The organism is Adhaeretor mobilis (assembly GCF_007741515.1).
GTDB classification, from domain to species: Bacteria; Planctomycetota; Planctomycetia; order Pirellulales; family Lacipirellulaceae; genus Adhaeretor; species Adhaeretor mobilis.
Map to the genome: position 1 here is coordinate 3,080,904 of NZ_CP036263.1, position 16,270 is coordinate 3,097,173.

Here is a 16,270-nt window from a genome sequence, read left to right on the forward strand (position 1 = left end):
CCCGCGAAAGTTTCTTTGCTATTTCACAGCAGGCGGCGATATGCCCTGCTTCGCGAGCTTGGCGAGGTAGCCAGCCGGGTCAGCGTGCAGCTTCTTGGCACAACCGGGGCAGCAGAGGTAGACGACACGCCCTTCCACTACCGTTTTGTACGGACCGCCCATCGCATCCAGTGGCTCGTCCATAACTGGGCAGAGTTTCTGAGCCGAGACAAACTGAGCATCGGCTTTCGTCGCCTTTACGACCTGTGGCTTCTCTGCGTTGGGGAGTGGTGGTAGCTTGGCAAGGTACTTCTGCGGTTCTTTCTCCAGGAACTTTAGGCAACCTTTGCAGCAGAGGAATACATCGCGACCAAGTCCCGTCACTTTGAGCGGTGTGCCCATGCCGCCGAGTGGCTCGTCCATCACGGGGCAGAGCTGTTGCTGCTTGATTGCTTCGGCGTCAGCAGCCGTCGCTTCGGTGACAGTCAGCTTGGCTTGCTGCTGCGGAAAATACTTCGCGGAGTTCTCTTTCACCGCGTCGATGCAACCGGCACAGCAAACGTAGACAGTTTGATCACCAACGGTGACAGGAATTGGTTTGCCCATTCCACCTAATGGCTGACCACTCACCGGACATGTTTTTTGGGCAGCAATGGCAGCAGCCACCTGTTGGGCTTCGGTCATCGGTACCATGCCGTTTGCCGTAAATTGAAGCGGCTTGCGCTCGGCACCTGGGATACCGACCAACTGATAGGCAAGCTCGACTTTGCGGCCAGCAATCTTGGAAAGATCAACGGCAACGGCCAAAGATTTGGCCAGATTGTCTTGGCCTGCCTCGGGAAACAAGTCGTACCGGTATCGCTTCGCGTCGCCTTCGATTTGCAATGTGGCGAGGCCACGGGCACCTTTCAACTCGAGTGGTTGGCCTTGCTGGTCGTAGGTGAACAAACGGATGCCGCCGGGTTCTAGCATCGTTTCGATTTGGAACTGGCCTACTTGCTGGATGGTTCCTCCATGAGGACCAGCAGGTTTGGCCTCGGGAGGTTGCTCTGGCATGGCTTCCGGCATCGTGGCTTGTTGATGCTCAGAATGATCGTGTGCGGCGTGTTCATGCCCTGCATGTGCTGCATGTTTTTCCACTTCTTGGCCCGTTTGAGCCGGGGCAACCGATGCAATAAGCATCATCCCGGTCGCCATTGCTGACAAACTTAAACTTTTCATTCTCGCAGTCCTTTTCTAACAGGAACAAAAATAACACCGAACACGCATCCTTACGCAGTCGGCACGAAGTCACTTGCTTGGCCTGCGGATTCCACACCTTCCCAGTGGCGATCCGCAAAGCCCATCTTCATCTTGAATTCCTTGTAGCCACAAAATATGACTGGCACGACGAACAGCGTCACCAGCTCCACGATCATGCCGCCGAAGACCGGCAGCGCCATTGCCCGTGCAACGTCAGCCCCACGTCCCGTCGATAGGAGAACAGGAATCAAAGCCAGCACAGTGGTTGCGGTGGTCATTAAGCATGGCCGAATACGACGCATCCCGGCCTCAATCGTGGCAACGCGAATATCTTCGACGCTGGTCAACTTGAGCCGTGTAAAGACTTGATCAAGGTAAGTGGCGATCACCACGCCGTCATCGACCGCGATGCCGAAGAGTGCGATAAAGCCCACCCACACGGCGGTGTTCATTTGTGTGCCTGCGATTGCGAGGGCGATCATCCCACCAGCAAATGCCACGGGAATACCTGCGAATACAGCGAGCGTGATTGGCCAGTGCCGGAACTGGAGGTAAATAATTAGCAGGTTGATCAGGATGACTAGCGGCACGAGCCACAGCAGCCGCCTGTTGGCTTCGATCTGGTTGGTGAAAGAACCTACCGCTTCAAGCGAGTATCCGGCGGGTAGACTCAAGCGGTTGGGATCGCCCGCTGGCAATGCTTGTGCCTCACGCAGTGACTTCTCAATCGCAGTAACTGATTCTAAATCACCTATGCGACCGCTCGATGCAAACGCCACGTGGGCAACCAGCCTCGCGTTCTCGCTGTTGATCGCGCCGGGTCCCCAAGTTGTTTCGAGCGTCGCAAGCTCCTGTAACGGCACGACGGCACCGGAGTGAGTGACCACGGGGAGGGTGGCAAGTTGATCGATTCGCTCACGCAGGTCACGGCGGTAACGCAATCGGACCGGATAGCGCTCACGGCCTTCTACCGTTTTGATGAGGTTCATTCCCCCCAAAGCCGTCTCGACAACTTCGTTGACCATCCTGACCGTCATACCATAGCGAGCAGCAGCTTCACGGCTGACGGTGAATTCGACATACGGCTTGCCTAGCACAATGTCAGGATTGACCGTGCCGGCGTTGACGTAAGGCGATTCCTTCAAATGTGCAGCAACGGAAAGAGCTGCATCGGCCAGTTCGCTGAGCGTGTCGCCATAGATGCGGATTGCCATGGGTGCTTTGATGCCGCTTTGCAGCATCACGACGCGGCCTTCAATCGGTTGGAGCGGACTCGCTGGTGTGACTCCCGGCAGAGTTGCAGCAGCATTGATTTCGTCCCACACGTCGCGTGATGTGACACCCTCTCGCCACTGGTCACGCGGTTTGAGCATCACATAAGTTTCCACCATTGACGCAGGGGCCGGGTCGAGAGCCGATTCGACGCGGCCAATCTTGCCCAATACGTCTTTGACTTCGGGAATCTGCTTGATCAGTACGTCTTGCGATTGCAAAACTTGCATTGCCTGGCTAAAGCTGGCCGCCGGGTAGAGCGTTGGCATGTAGAACCAGCTTCCCTCGTCCAGCGCAATCCAGTCGTCGCTTTCCAAGCCAGTAAAGCTGTGCTTGAGATCGACATAGCCCGGCAATTCGTTTGGCTCAACGCCTAGCCAGCCGACGACTTTTTCGGCAGGCTTTAGAACGGTCGGCAAACCAATCCAGCCTCCCAGGCCGACCATCATGATCAGCAGCGGGACGGTCAGGAACGCAGCTTTGAATCGGAGGAATAATTGCAGCGTGGGCACATAGGCTCGTACAATTAGCTTGCTCACAAGCCCTTCTTCAAGAGGCTTCACCCGCTCGCGGGTTACTAGCCAACCTGCTCCGGCACCTAGCAGAGTGGCGAAAATGGTGGAGACAGCGGGTGGAATTCCATAGCTACTCTCGATGGCATCCGCCCACAGGAAGAATACGAGCAGTCCAGCCAACGCGGCCCCGGTAATTGCCGCAGCGATGCTCGCCACTTTTGGCCAGCGTGCGCTGCGAAGCATCAACCGGCAGAGCGCTGGCACTAAAGTAATCGCCACAATCAGAGCCGACGTAATCGCAAAAGTCTTGGTCCAAGCCAACGGACTGAATAGCTTGTAGTCGCGGCCCGTTAAGAAGAACACCGGCAAGAAGCTGACAATCGTCGTCGTGACGGCTGTCACCACGGCAGGGGCGACTTCGGTGGCAGCGTCGGCAATCACCTTCGCACGATTCTTGCTTCCTCCGGTTGAGCAATTCTTCTCCCATTCCGCCAAATGCTGGTAGATGTTTTCTGAAACAATAATCCCCATATCGACCATCGTGCCGATGGCGATCGCAATCCCGGCGAGCGACATGATGTTGGCATCCACACCGAACGTCCTCATGGCAACAAACGACAGCAGCACAGCGACTGGTAGCGTCGAAGCGACAATGAGACTGCTGCGGATATGCAACAAGAAGAGCAAAATCACGATGCCGGTAATAATAATTTCTTCGCGCAGGGCGGTTGTGAGCGTGCCGACCGTTTCGTCGATGAGCCCCGTCCGATCATAAACCGCTTTGATCGTGACACCGTCCAGCGAGGGTATGAGCTGCTCAATGCGAGTTTTCACGCGATCAATGACCGCACGGGGATTTTCGCCATGACGCATGACAACCACACCACCGACCGCCTCGCCACCGTTGTAGTCGAGCGCGCCGCGGCGAAAGTCTGGGCCGAGCTGCACACGGGCTACATCTTGGATGCGCAATGGCACGCCGTCTCGCTGCTCGATGACGGTTTGCTCAATGTCGCGAATAGCTTTGGAGACATCTCCTCCAGTCCCCAAAAATCCTTTGCCTCGGACGATGAACTCCATGCCAGAGGCTTCTATGGTCTTGGCGCCCACATCGACGTTAGAACTCTTAATCGCCATCATCAGGCGGTCTAGCGTCACCTTGTGAAACCGTAACTTGTCAGGATCGACTTCAATCTGATATTGACGAACGTAGCCTCCAATCGAAGCGACTTCGCTAACTCCCTCGACGGCTTGTAACTCGTACTTCACAACAAAGTCTTGCAGCGAACGCAGCTCCGCTAAGCTCTTTCCTTCTTTGGGAGGCATCAAGACGTAGTAGAAAACTTGACCTAAGCCGGTGGCATCAGGGCCTAGTTGAGGAACCACACCATCTGGCAGCTGAGGAGCCGCCGAACCAAGCTGCTCCGACACTCGGCTCCGCGCCCAATAGAAATCAATGCTGTCCTTAAAAGTCACCTGCACAAACGAGTAACCGAACATGCTCTTGCCACGCACGCTATCGGCACCCGGCACCGCGAGCAGCGAAACGCTGAGCGGGTAGGTGACTTGATCTTCAATATCTTTCGGCGACCGCCCCGGCCAAGGCGTTAGCACAATGACTTGGTTTTCACCGATGTTGGGAATCGCGTCGATCGGTATGGTCTGGTAGCTGTACCAGCCGTAAACGACCAATCCGATCGTTAGCAGTAACACCAATGGTGCTTCTTTGACACAAAATCTGACAAGGCTAGTGAGCATGGACGGCCCCCTGCGGCACGGCCGCTTCTTCTCCCGATGCTTTGCCTTCACCTCGCGTTGGGTCCATCAGAGAGGGTTTTCCGCCAAGTTGCATCTGCGAGTCGATGAGGAAATTACCATCGGTCGCAACCGTTTCATTCGCGGAAATGCCATCCAGAATCACCGCCGAGTCATCCGTCATTGCCCCAAGGATTACCTGCCTTAACTCAAACAGCCCCGGCTCGCTTTCGACGTACACGACCGAGTTGTCGCCAGCCATGAGAACGGCACTGCGCGGCACACTGACAACGCCTTGGTCAGGCAAAGGCTCATCAACGTAGCCGAGTTCTCTGGTGGGGACGAGGTCCATGCCGCAGATAGGGCAGTCGCCCGACTGGTTGCGAATAATCTGCGGGTGCATCGGACTAATCCACTTGCCCGCAAGAGCCGGATCGTAGACTTGGTTTCGCTTCACAGCAGGTACGCGAATCGTTGCTTTCGCGTAGTCGCCCGGCTTGAGTCGCCCGTCAAAATTAGTCATCTCGACACGCACGGCAACGGTCCGTGTTTTCTCGCTGACCATCGGGTCAATGAACGCCACGCGGCCCGTGTAGACTTCTCCGGGGAGCGATTGTATTTCGGCTTCAACCTGCTGTCCAAAACGCACTGCCGCTGCGTCGCTGGGATAGAGTTCGATCATGAGCCAGACAATCGACAAATCGACAACGCGATAGATCGGTTCGCCAGTTTTCACATAGTCGCCTTCGACCTTGTGCTTCGCGATTACCGTTCCGCCGATCGGGGATGCGATACGAAGGCGTTTCTCGGCTTTACCGCTTCGACGCAGCTCGGCAATTTGAGCTTCGCTCATGCCGAGTTCTTTCAGGTTATCCAGAGCGATTTCACTTAGTCTCGCACCGCCACCGAGCGCATTGAGTGCAGGTGTGTCGCGACTCGACAAGTACTGGGTCTGTGCCGAGTAGAGTTGCGGGCTGTAGAGGACGGCCAAATCGTCGCCCTTGACAACTTTGACACCGACGTACTCGGCAAAAAGTTCTTCAAGTCGACCATCAATGTAGGCTGCAATCGTAGCAACTTGCTCCTCGTCATAATTGATTGCTCCAATCGTGCGAATCGTGCGATAGACTTCGCCTGACTTGGCATCGGCAGTGCGGATACCCAAGATACGACGTGCGTGAGAGTCGATTGAAACCGAACGCTCCCCGCCACCGGCACTGCTAGTCGCTTTCACCAAGTCCATAGCGCAAACGGGGCATTTCCCTGGTTCGCTGGAGGGATCGGTACACATCATGGGACAGATGTATCGTTCCTCGGTGGCCTGTGCATCGGCTTGCTGGGGCGGAGCCTTCACAGGTGCAGCACCCGGCGTAGGAACAAGTGTCATTCCGCAGATCGGACATTTACCGGGAGCGTCTTGCCTGATCTCTGGATGCATCGGGCAGGTGTATTCGGTGGCGACACTGGCATCGGTGGTTGTCTTACTATTGTCACTTGCCGTGGCGTTCAACCAGCCAACGCGTTGCGCAACACCAACAAGCGCGATGCCGATAATAAGAGTCGCCAGCAGCGCCAGGCATTGCAGCCCAACGCGAAGCAGCCATTGGCGGCTTCCGCTTGTGGATCGTGATGACTTGGCTGCTGCGGAAGATTTCGCGGCAAACGCTGGTTCTGGAGTGGTAGGCATAGGTGCAGTCGCGACAAAGAGTGCGAGTGGGTCAGACCTCGAAAGTTTCGAGGGCGTCACAAGAAACGGCACGCGCAGTACCAAGCGGCTAGCTAGACCGCATCAATAAGATGCGGAGTGGGCGCGTACCTTGGGCGCTAGAGATTCAAATGCGCCAGACGCAAAGCCGTCGCTGAGAGTCACGCGGCTCGAATTCAGGTGAGTTAGAAAGCCGCCCAATCGAGAGGCGAGGCGGTGCAGAATCGATCTCTTCAAAGCTCGTCACGTCCAAGTGCAGCAACTTCACTAGTCGCTCAGTTGTCGAACGATTCGTGCTAGTGGGGATGGCGGGCTGTGACGGACCCGCGCACAAGCAGACGCCATCATACTCGTTGGACGTGTCTCTCTTTGGCAAGTCACTCTTGGGAGATTTGTCGAGCTGGGCTGCGGTAGTCCGTTGCGAAATGCTCGGCGAGCGGTGGCAACATCCTGTCTTTGAAGGCTCAGTCGTTTCCTCATGAACAGGTTCTTGATGCTTTCGCTTGCAGCACCCGCAACGTTCTCCAGATTTGCTGACTTGGCAGTGCCCACAACCCGAACAAGCGGCTTCGTTGCTAGCAGAAGTTTCGCAGTTCGCAGCACCAGCTACCGAAATTCGACCGCTGGGCATCAGTATCGCACCGATCACGCAGAGATTAACGGCAAATCGGATTGATCGGGATTTTAGCACGGATGCTAGCCGATGGGTGATAATGAGGATACCTGCTAGGGGTATTATCAACGCTGGTGTCGCTCAGTACAAGGCTGATGTAAAAGGTTAGCTTACTCCTTGCCCAGACGCAGGGATAAGGTAGCAGGGAGAGCTTGGAAGCCGTGAACCCACGAAAAATGCCTCAAAAAATGCTCGTTCTATTCGTGGGACTCTCCTATCTCGGGGCCGTTGTTGGCTGCCGACAAACGCCCAAGAACTACGCTACGGTGACAGGGACAGTCGTTCAGCCCTTGGCGGAAGAATCGACTTCACTGGTAGTCCGCTCGGGATCGGCAGATAAAAGTGGCGATTCGGTTTTACAAGTCAATTACCAAGAACAGAATGAAGACCAGCAGATTCCTCTGCGACTTCCTGAAACGCTTGCCGCTCCAAAAACAAGCAAACCAGAAGCCGTACCAGCGGAGAAGAACGACGCATCAGCGGAGAATCCAATTGAATCGGTTACTTCGGTCGGCCAATCGGTTGGGTACTTCCTAGGCATCGCAACGGCGAGTCATCCGCGGGTTCGAGCAGCCAGAGCCAGAGTGGCGGCCGCATCGCAGCGGGCGCCTCAGGCGCAAGCGTTGGACGATCCCACGCTCACTAACAGCTTCTATCCTATTTCAGATCAGGCGTTGCAAACGGCTGCTGGACGTGCTGGCAACACGATGTCGATTGCACAGAAGTATCCTTGGCCAGAAAAACGTTGGACCAAGGCGGCAATTGCAGACCGCGAGACGCAGATCGCTGCCGCGAAACTGGCACAAGTGGAACTCGAAGTCGAAGAAACGGTTCGGCTCGCCTACTATGAGCTGTGGTTCGCCGATCGCGCGATAACGATAACCGACGAGAATCGCCAAATCGCCGCCGAGCTGGTGAAACTTGCCGAGGCCCGCTACGGAGCGGGCGGCAGACAGCAAGACGTTCTCCGAGCGCAGTTGCAGCTCGACACCTTGGAAGAACGTCTGATTGGACTGCGACGGCAGAAGTCATTGGCCCAAGCCGACTTGGCAGCGCTCGTCCAGCAACCCGCTATGACAGGCATTGAACCGACGGGCGAGCTTCCGATTGCTCAAGTTCCGCAGCAGCTTGATGCACTGTTTGCCGCAGCCGGAGAATGCAGCCCGCGTTTGCGGGAACGCCAATGGGCCGTGTCGCGTGATCGTCAGAAGCAGCAGCTCGCTTGCCTAAGTAAGTACCCTGACTTTACACTGGGAGCAGGCTGGCAAACAATCACCGAAAGCGACGCCGTCTCACCTGTCGCCAATGGCCATGACAATGTGAACTTTGTGGTCGTCGTGACGCTTCCTATCTGGCGAGACAAGATCAACGCTTCAATTCGCGAAGCATCCGCCGAAGTCGCTGCCTCGTCCCGCGAGTTCAACGACGCCAGAGACGATACGTTTCGCCAAATCCGCCGACTCAGCGAACAAGCCTACGCTGCCGACGAGCAGTTGCGACTCTACAACGAGCGAATTCTGCCACGAGCCAAGCGAACTCTGCAATTAGCCTCTGCTGACTACCGGGGAAAGCTCGTTGACTTTGGCGAAGTGACCGACGGATTTACGGAAGTCTTGATGTTTGAGCTACAAGTCGCGAGAACAAAGGCGACAATTGCTGGAGCTATCGCTCAACTTCATCGAGCAGTAGGTTGTGAAGTTGCTGTTGACGCTGAGTAAGCTCGGTTAGCGTAACCCCTCGGAGATTCCAAGCAATTCCTTGCTTCGGGTTAAGATATTCCAATTATCCCAGTCCTGACGTGTTGATCATGCCGAATTTGCGTAGCGATAGGGTATTTTGGGATGTGAGGACCAGCTTGCTGCCGATGCTCTGTTTGGGAACCGTGCCGTTTGAATCTTCACCGAGCCATCGGAAGGCATGGAATGTCGGCATCAATATTAACTGTCTATCTTCGTGTAGTGCTATCTCTGTTAGCATTACCGATCCTCTCTGTCGGCTGTGCGACACCCCGCCACCCGATGACCAGTAGCGGCTCTACATCGGTGATGGATTATCACTCCAGCGAAGCGATTGCCGCTGGCAGCGATTCGCATGTGTTCAGCGCCAAAAGCCCGCCTCCCGTGCGTATAGTAGCACATCAGTCCGATGAGAACGCAGGAACTGACGAAGCGGTTCAGTTAGCCATGCCGCTCGCGTTGGAACCACTTCCGATTCCAATTGAGACTGAATATGCGGATGGACTATCGCTAGAAGCCATTGAACAAATGGCTTTGGCGAATAATCCAGCGATCAAGCAGGCATCGGCAGCTTCCGCCAGAGCGGGTGGTATTCGGACGCAGGTCGGACTCAAGTCGAATCCGACTTTTGGGTACAACGGCGTTCAATTAGCTGATGCTGGAACGGACCAGCATTCTCTCTTCATTGAACAAACTTTTGTGCGCGGCGATAAGCTGGCGTGGAACAGGCGGGTCATCGGTCATGACGTCAACGCCATGAACTGGCTTGTCGAGACTCAGCGAGAACGACTTCGCACTGATGTTCGCTTGGCTTTCTATGAGGCTCTCGCGGCACAGAAACGTCTCGAATTGTCCCGTGAATTTCGTACTGTCGCTGCAAAGGGCGTAACCGTATCGGAACAGCGCGTGCAAGGTGATGTCGGCACAAGGCCAGACGTATTGCAGTCAGAAATTCAACTGAATGAAGTTGAGCTGGCGATTCAGCAAGCAGAGTTTGAGTATACAGCCGCTTGGAATGAGCTGGCGGCACTTACTGGTGTTCCTGACCTCGGTCAGTCCACACTCATTGGCGACCTAGATTCCACGGAAACTGCTCGAAACGCTGAGAGTGAGTTCGCTCAGATTGTTGCCACAAGCCCTTTACTGGCTGCGGCTCAAGCTCGCGTCTGCCGGGCAAGAGCGAACCTTGAGCGGCAACGTGTTCAGCCGGTTTCTAACTTTACTGGCCAACTTGGAGCTGGTCACGACAACGGAACTGGGCAAGGGTTCGTGAATGTCCAGTTGAGCGTGCCTGTGCCAGTTTACAACAAGAATCAAGGTAACATTCGGGCTGCCTATGCCGAGTATTGTGCGGCAACGCAAAACGTTGACCGAATTCGCGTGAGCATTCGACGTGATTTGGCCCGCGTCATGCGTGAATACCAAGTGGCCAAAGCAACTGTCCAGCAGTACGAACAGATGATATTGCCCAAGGCGAAGGAGGCACTCGAATTGATGCAAGAAGGTCGGAAGGCAGGAGAATTCGACTTCCTGCGTGTTCTGACATCCAGACGCTCCTACTTCGACGCCAACATCAACTATGTTGTCGCGCTAGGACAATTGGCTCAGGCCAACGCTAAAATAGACGGGCTGCTGCTGAGCGGCGGGCTCTCAAATGTCGTGTCTTACGAAGGTGACGACAGTCTGCGTGGTCAGGCTCTCGGCGGACAGTAAAATCGCTGGGGACTCCTCTGCAAAGCGTATTGGGGCTCATTTCCAGATCGAAACTGGAGTTGACCGGACGCCGAACCGAATCTAGCATTGCTAATTGATTTGCTCCCTCGCGCAACTTATGCGTAATAAATGAACCAAACAGTCTCCACAATCCTGATACCCTTTTTGCTGGTGAGCCAGAGTCTATTCTCTGTGCCTCATTCGCACGCGGGGACGTCAGTGAATGAGCCGGATGGTCATGCTGCAAAAGCTCATGTCCATTGGAGTTGGGGCAATCACGACGCTGACGGCGAGTCTTCGCCTGCGTCAGATGACGAGCATGAGCATGATTCAGATGCTGTTTATGCTGGGGACACGCAGTTTCTGAACGATGCCAGGACTGGGAAAGTAAGTCAGCCTGAGTTGTCTATTGACTGCTTTGTATTCGACTCAGCCTGCATTGTAGAAGCTACCACAGCCAGCTCGATTCTTCGCAGTCGGCAGCCCGCACCAGAAACTTTGCGCCCAAAATGCGCGCGCTATTTGCAGCTACTTTCGATTCGCTGCTAACGCCTCCGCAGCTATGTCTCCGAGTTACTCGTGATGACGTGGCTGTCTTCTATCAGGCGTTCTTCATAGGCCCTCACGCAACTCTTAAGATGACGTTGCGCTACTGAGCCTCTTGAAGTCTCTCGCTCGACGTAATACACGACCCACCATTGCTGTGGGCGTGATTGCGATCCGATGTCAGCGTTTCCAAGGTTCCATCATGATGCGTAATTCAGGTTTTCTACGTTCACTTGGTGGCGTAGCTATCGTGGCGATACTTATTGCTGCGGCATTTTTTACAAGCGACCGGTGGATGACGATGTTCTCGTCACCCGAATCGGAATCGCAAGCAGCAGACACTGCACCGCAGGTCGAGGAGCCGAAAGTTCTCAAACTCTCCCCGCAGGCTCGCAAGAATCTCGGACTCGTAGCCAAGCCAGCAAGAACGCAGACCTACTGGCGAACGATCCAGGTTCCCGGTGAGATTGTTGATCGCCCAGGACGCTCTGATCGAGGCGTCACGTCACCAGCGGTAGGAGTCGTTTCAGAAGTGCATGCATTCCCCGGCGACACGGTCCGTCCGGGCGAACGACTCTTCACTCTCAAGTTGTTCAGCGAGTACCTGCAGAACACGCAGAAGGAGCTATTCAGTTCGACCAAGGAAACGCAGCTAGTGAGAGAACAGCTTGAACGACTACGCCCGCTAGCTGACAAACGAGCCATACCAAGAACACAGATCATCGAATTGGAGAATCAGCTCCGTCGACTAGCAGCGGTCATTCAGTCCCATCGACAAGATTTGCTGACGCGGGGATTGAATCCGCAGCAGATAGACAGTGTCTCCAACGGACAGTTCGTGTCGACAGTTGAAGTGGTCGCTCCGCCAAGAGTCAAGGTCAGCGAAAAGCTCGTCTCGATACAGCAGGCATCGTTCCTAGATGGCAACGACAGCGACGAAGGCTTTGCCTTTGAAGTTCAAGAACTCAATGCCGAACTCGGGCAGCAGGTCCAGGCCGGACAGCTACTCATCACTCTGGCGAATCATAGTTCTCTCTACTTGGAGGGTCACGCCTTCAAGCGGGAAGCACCGTATCTGGAGAGAGCGGCTCAAAATAGTTGGAATATTGCCGTTGAGTTCGCTGAAGACGATCCGCAAGGCTGGCCACAATTAGAGCAGTCATTTGAGATTCGATATCTATCGAATTCCATTGATGAAGCGAGTCGCACCTTTGATTTCTTTGTTCCGCTCGCGAACCAGTCGCGTTCCTACGAGAAGAACGGCGAGACTTTTGTTGTCTGGCGGTTTCGACCGGGACAGCGTGTACGACTGCATGTTCCTGTTGAAGTACTCAGTGATGTGCTTGTCCTACCAAGTGCAGCAATCGTTCGTGAGGGACCAGAGGCGTACGTGTTTCAGCAAAATGGCGACTTGTTCAATCGGATTCCTGTGCAGGTTCTCCATGAGGATCGTGTGAACATTGTCCTCGCCAATGACGGCAGCGTTACCCCCGGTCTCTATCTCGCTCAAGGTGCAGCGGCGTCGCTCAACCGAGTCCTCAAAGCACAGGCGGCAAGCGGCATGCGTGCCGACGTACACGTTCACGCGGACGGTACTGTCCACGCATCCCACTAAGGAAAGCACCATGCTAAACGCCATCATCAGACTTTCACTACGTTACCGCATGCTCGTACTCGTTGTCAGCATGGTAATGCTTGTGTACGGGTCCTACCTCGCAACACAAATGCCAATCGATGTCTTTCCTGACCTCGACCGCCCTCGCGTGATTATTATCACTGAATGTCCCGGCCTCGCGACCGAAGAAGTTGAGACGCTAGTGACGCAACCGATTGAGATCGCACTACTAGGAGCCAGTGGTGTGCAGGCGGTTCGCAGTCAATCGACTGCGGGACTCAACGTCATTTATATCGAGTTTGATTGGAACACGGAGATTCGCGCCGCACGGCAGACCGTTCAGGAACGCCTGACAACACTGGGGGGAATTCTGCCGGAGGGAATTCTCCCACAAATGACGCCACCCGCTTCAATCATGGGCCAGATAGTCGTTGCGGGTATTTATCGGCAGCAAGGGCCGGATGATGGCGAGTTGTATCCCATCGGAAAAACAGGCTTGATTGCCGAATTAGTTCCCAGTGGTGAGTCACGACCGACGATTCAAGTCTGGCGACCTATCGAACGAAACCGTGTGGAGACTTGGGAAGCCTTGCAGATCGGGAACATCCAGTGGCAGGAATCGACTCCCAGTGATGAACTGTTTCAAATCAAAGAGTGGCCGCAAGCGACAATCACCATAGACGGCAAACGACATGAGGTGGAGTTTCCCTCGGAAGCGTCTCGTCGACTGTCCCTGCGAACGACAGCGGATTGGATTATTCGTCCGCGAATCCTCAAGGTGACGGGCGTGGCCGAAGCCTTCATTCTAGGCGGTGACCGCAAGCAGTATCAGGTGCGAATCGACCCGACGGCACTACTGGAGTACGAAGTCACCTTGCAGGAGGTCGAACAGGCTCTCAAAGAAAGCAACATCAACACCAGCGGCGGGTTCGCGGTGAAAGGCGAAACGGAGCGGCCCATCCGAGTGCTGGGACGACTCGGACCGGAACCGAGTCGGGTGCTGCACGACTTGCGTCAGATTCCGGTGAAAGCCAACGAGAAACGGTCTGTTCTCTTAGGGCAGGTGGCCAATGTGGTCGAAGGTGCTGAATTCAAACGCGGGGACGGAAGTGTAAGCGGTCGTCCTGGCGTGGTGTTCACTATCGTCAAGCAGCCGCACGTTGATACGCGCGGGCTGACTGAGCGACTGGAAACCGCTTTCGCAGAAGCAGAAGAGTCGCTGACGGCAGACATCGTGATCAATCCAGAGTTATTCCAACTCCGAAACTTTATCGACCGTGGCATCTTCAACGTTGCTGAAGCACTCGTGATTGGTGCTGTGCTGGTCATCATCATCCTGTTCCTATTTCTGCTGAATTTTCGCACGACTTTTATCACCCTGACTGCGATCCCGCTGTCGCTAGTCATCACGACACTCGTGTTTCGATTGATTGGCTTTCTTTCTGGCACGGAACTCTCTATCAACGTGATGACGCTGGGCGGACTGGCCGTAGCGATGGGAGAGTTGGTCGATGATGCGATCGTAGACGTAGAGAACATCTTTCGACGATTGAAGGAGAACAACGCCCTTGAAACGCCCCGCCCGGCGATCCAGGTTGTCTACGAAGCGAGCAAAGAGATACGCAGTGCAATTGTGTTTGGCACCGCCGTCGTAATTCTCGTCTTCCTGCCGCTGTTTGCACTGTCCGGTGTCGAAGGCCGATTGTTCACACCGCTAGGCGTCGCTTACATCATTTCGATATTGGCTTCCTTGCTCGTTTCGCTGACCGTCACACCAGTGCTGTCGTTTTATCTTTTGCCACAATCGAAGGCGGCTCACGCGGAGAAAGACGGCATGTTGCTAAGGGCCATGAAATGGATGGTCAGCCCGCTGATTCGACTAAGTATGTCCCAACCAGCTTTGCTGCTGTTGCTAACTTGGGTGGCGGTTGGAATTGCAGGCTGGCAGATGGCTCAGCTCGGCAGAAATTTCTTGCCGGAATTTGACGAAGGTAGCGTGCAGATAAACCTCACACTGCCACCGGGATCGTCGCTGGATGCGTCGAATCAAACGTCGGGGCTAATCGACAAGAAGCTACGTGAGATGCAGAAGTCCGAAAAGAACCCTGATGGCGCCATCCTCCATTTTGTTCGACGCACTGGACGAGCCGAAATGGATGAACACGCATCACCTGTCAACGCGGGTGAGTACATCCTGAGCATGAATCCGAAAAGTCAACATCGTCGAGAAGATATCCTAAAAACACTTCTCGATGAACTGGGAGAAGAAGTCCCCGGCGTTGCCATCGAAGTAGAGCAACCGCTGGCTCACCTCATTAGTCACATGGTGTCCGGTGTGTACGCTCAGATTGCCATCAAGATTCATGGTGACGATCTCAATACACTCCAGCAGTTGTCGGAGCAAGTCAAAGCGACGGTGCAAAATATCGAGGGTATCACGCCGCCGGTGATTGAACCGATCAAGCATACCGAAGAACTGCACATCGAACTTCGTACCGACGATCTCTCTTTTCACGGTGTCACTCGGGCCTACGTTGCCAACATTGTGCAAACAGCACTTCAAGGGGAAGTTGTGTCGCAGGTTCTGGAAGGCCAACGCCGGTTCGATTTGCTGGTTCGGTTGGAAGAAGACTATCGCACCGACTACGCAAATCTCGGTCGACTGAGAATTGACCTTCCCAACAATCGAGGGCAGATTGAGCTTCGGGAACTGGCCGACATCGGTCCGGGAACCGGTCCCAATGCGGTCAACCGAGAAAATGCTCGGCGTCGGATGGTGATTCGCTGCAACACCCAAGACCGCGACCTCGCGAGTGCCGTGAAGGAAATCACTGAGCGTGTTGACACCCAAATTAACTTGCCGGAAGGCTACTTTATCGAGTATGGCGGTCAGTTTGAAAGTCAGCAGCGAGCGACCCGCACCATTATCGTGCTGGCTGGAGTATCCATCGTCGGCATGTTCATCGTGCTGATGTTGCTGTTTCCGTCAGTCCGAGTTGTCTTGCAGATTCTTAACGCACTTCCTACGGCATTCATCGGCGGCGTATTAGCATTGGTCATCACCAACCAATCGCTAACAGTCGCCAGCCTCGTCGGGTTTATCTCATTGGGCGGAATCGCAGTGCGAAATGGCATCTTGCTGGTAACGCATTATTTCCACCTGATGCAGGAAGAAGGCGAAGACTTTAGCCGACAAATGATTTTGCGTGGCAGCCTTGAACGTCTCGCCCCGGTACTCATGACCGCCCTAACCGCTGGATTCGGACTGTTGCCGCTGGTTCTCGGAGGGCAAGAGCCGGGGCGTGAAATCCTCTATCCCGTCGCTACGGTGATTCTCGGTGGACTCATTACCTCAACGTTTTGCGAGTTCTTGATTCACCCCGGAATCTTCTGGCGTTTTAGCGGCAAAGATGCCCAGCGACTCACGCAACTCGAAGAAGAAGGAGAACATATCGATCCGTAAGCACTCCAGCGTATTCGCAATCGAAACTCAATAATCTCCATTTCACATAGGACCTT

Annotated in this window: 7 protein-coding genes and 1 pseudogene; 5 read left to right on the forward strand and 3 right to left on the reverse strand. The window is 54.8% G+C overall.

Annotation, left to right across the window (positions count from 1 at the left end; all coding sequences use genetic code 11):
• Positions 1 to 18: 18 nt before the first annotated feature.
• The 3 genes and pseudogenes from HG15A2_RS24565 to HG15A2_RS12220 all read right to left on the reverse strand — a co-directional run.
• Positions 19 to 1,200, reverse strand: coding sequence for a hypothetical protein (locus HG15A2_RS24565; protein ID WP_246117718.1), 1,182 nt, complete (start codon positions 1,198 to 1,200; stop codon positions 19 to 21).
• 50 nt (positions 1,201 to 1,250) lie between these two features.
• The gene (locus HG15A2_RS12215; RefSeq protein WP_145060503.1) at positions 1,251 to 4,766 is read right to left on the reverse strand and encodes an efflux RND transporter permease subunit; all 3,516 of its coding nucleotides are present in this window, start codon (positions 4,764 to 4,766) and stop codon (positions 1,251 to 1,253) included.
• A gap of 31 nt (positions 4,767 to 4,797) precedes the next feature.
• Positions 4,798 to 6,201: pseudogene (locus HG15A2_RS12220) on the reverse strand (efflux RND transporter periplasmic adaptor subunit); the annotation flags it as partial.
• Positions 6,202 to 7,329: 1,128 nt separating this feature from the next.
• On the opposite strand from HG15A2_RS12220, the gene HG15A2_RS12225 reads away from it, so the two are divergent.
• The 5 genes from HG15A2_RS12225 (at position 7,330) to HG15A2_RS12240 (ending at position 16,214) form a co-directional block, all read left to right on the forward strand.
• Positions 7,330 to 8,859 (forward strand): TolC family protein, encoded by a 1,530-nt coding sequence (locus HG15A2_RS12225; protein ID WP_218931912.1) that lies wholly within the window; start codon positions 7,330 to 7,332, stop codon positions 8,857 to 8,859.
• A 204-nt stretch (positions 8,860 to 9,063) separates the two neighbouring features.
• Complete coding sequence (locus HG15A2_RS12230; protein ID WP_145060506.1) at positions 9,064 to 10,590, forward strand: TolC family protein; 1,527 nt, start codon at positions 9,064 to 9,066, stop codon at positions 10,588 to 10,590.
• A gap of 223 nt (positions 10,591 to 10,813) precedes the next feature.
• Positions 10,814 to 10,957, forward strand: a complete 144-nt coding sequence (locus HG15A2_RS24055; protein ID WP_218931913.1) for a hypothetical protein — start codon at positions 10,814 to 10,816, stop codon at positions 10,955 to 10,957.
• Positions 10,958 to 11,338: 381 nt separating this feature from the next.
• On the forward strand, positions 11,339 to 12,751 hold the full coding sequence (locus HG15A2_RS12235) for an efflux RND transporter periplasmic adaptor subunit (protein WP_145060507.1): 1,413 nt from the start codon (positions 11,339 to 11,341) through the stop codon (positions 12,749 to 12,751).
• A 10-nt stretch (positions 12,752 to 12,761) separates the two neighbouring features.
• Entirely contained in the window at positions 12,762 to 16,214 is a 3,453-nt protein-coding gene (locus tag HG15A2_RS12240; RefSeq protein WP_145060508.1) for an efflux RND transporter permease subunit, read from the forward strand.
• Positions 16,215 to 16,270 lie beyond the last annotated feature (56 nt).

Bases quoted from the DNA above. Each gene is read 5' to 3' on its own strand.
- HG15A2_RS24565 (WP_246117718.1), bottom strand. From the start codon at position 1,200: ATGAAAAGTTTAAGTTTGTCAGCAATGGCGACCGGGATGATGCTTATT.
- HG15A2_RS12215 (WP_145060503.1), bottom strand. From the start codon at position 4,766: ATGCTCACTAGCCTTGTCAGATTTTGTGTCAAAGAAGCACCATTGGTG.
- HG15A2_RS12225 (WP_218931912.1), top strand. From the start codon at position 7,330: ATGCTCGTTCTATTCGTGGGACTCTCCTATCTCGGGGCCGTTGTTGGC.
- HG15A2_RS12230 (WP_145060506.1), top strand. From the start codon at position 9,064: ATGTCGGCATCAATATTAACTGTCTATCTTCGTGTAGTGCTATCTCTG.
- HG15A2_RS24055 (WP_218931913.1), top strand. From the start codon at position 10,814: ATGAGCCGGATGGTCATGCTGCAAAAGCTCATGTCCATTGGAGTTGGG.
- HG15A2_RS12235 (WP_145060507.1), top strand. From the start codon at position 11,339: ATGATGCGTAATTCAGGTTTTCTACGTTCACTTGGTGGCGTAGCTATC.
- HG15A2_RS12240 (WP_145060508.1), top strand. From the start codon at position 12,762: ATGCTAAACGCCATCATCAGACTTTCACTACGTTACCGCATGCTCGTA.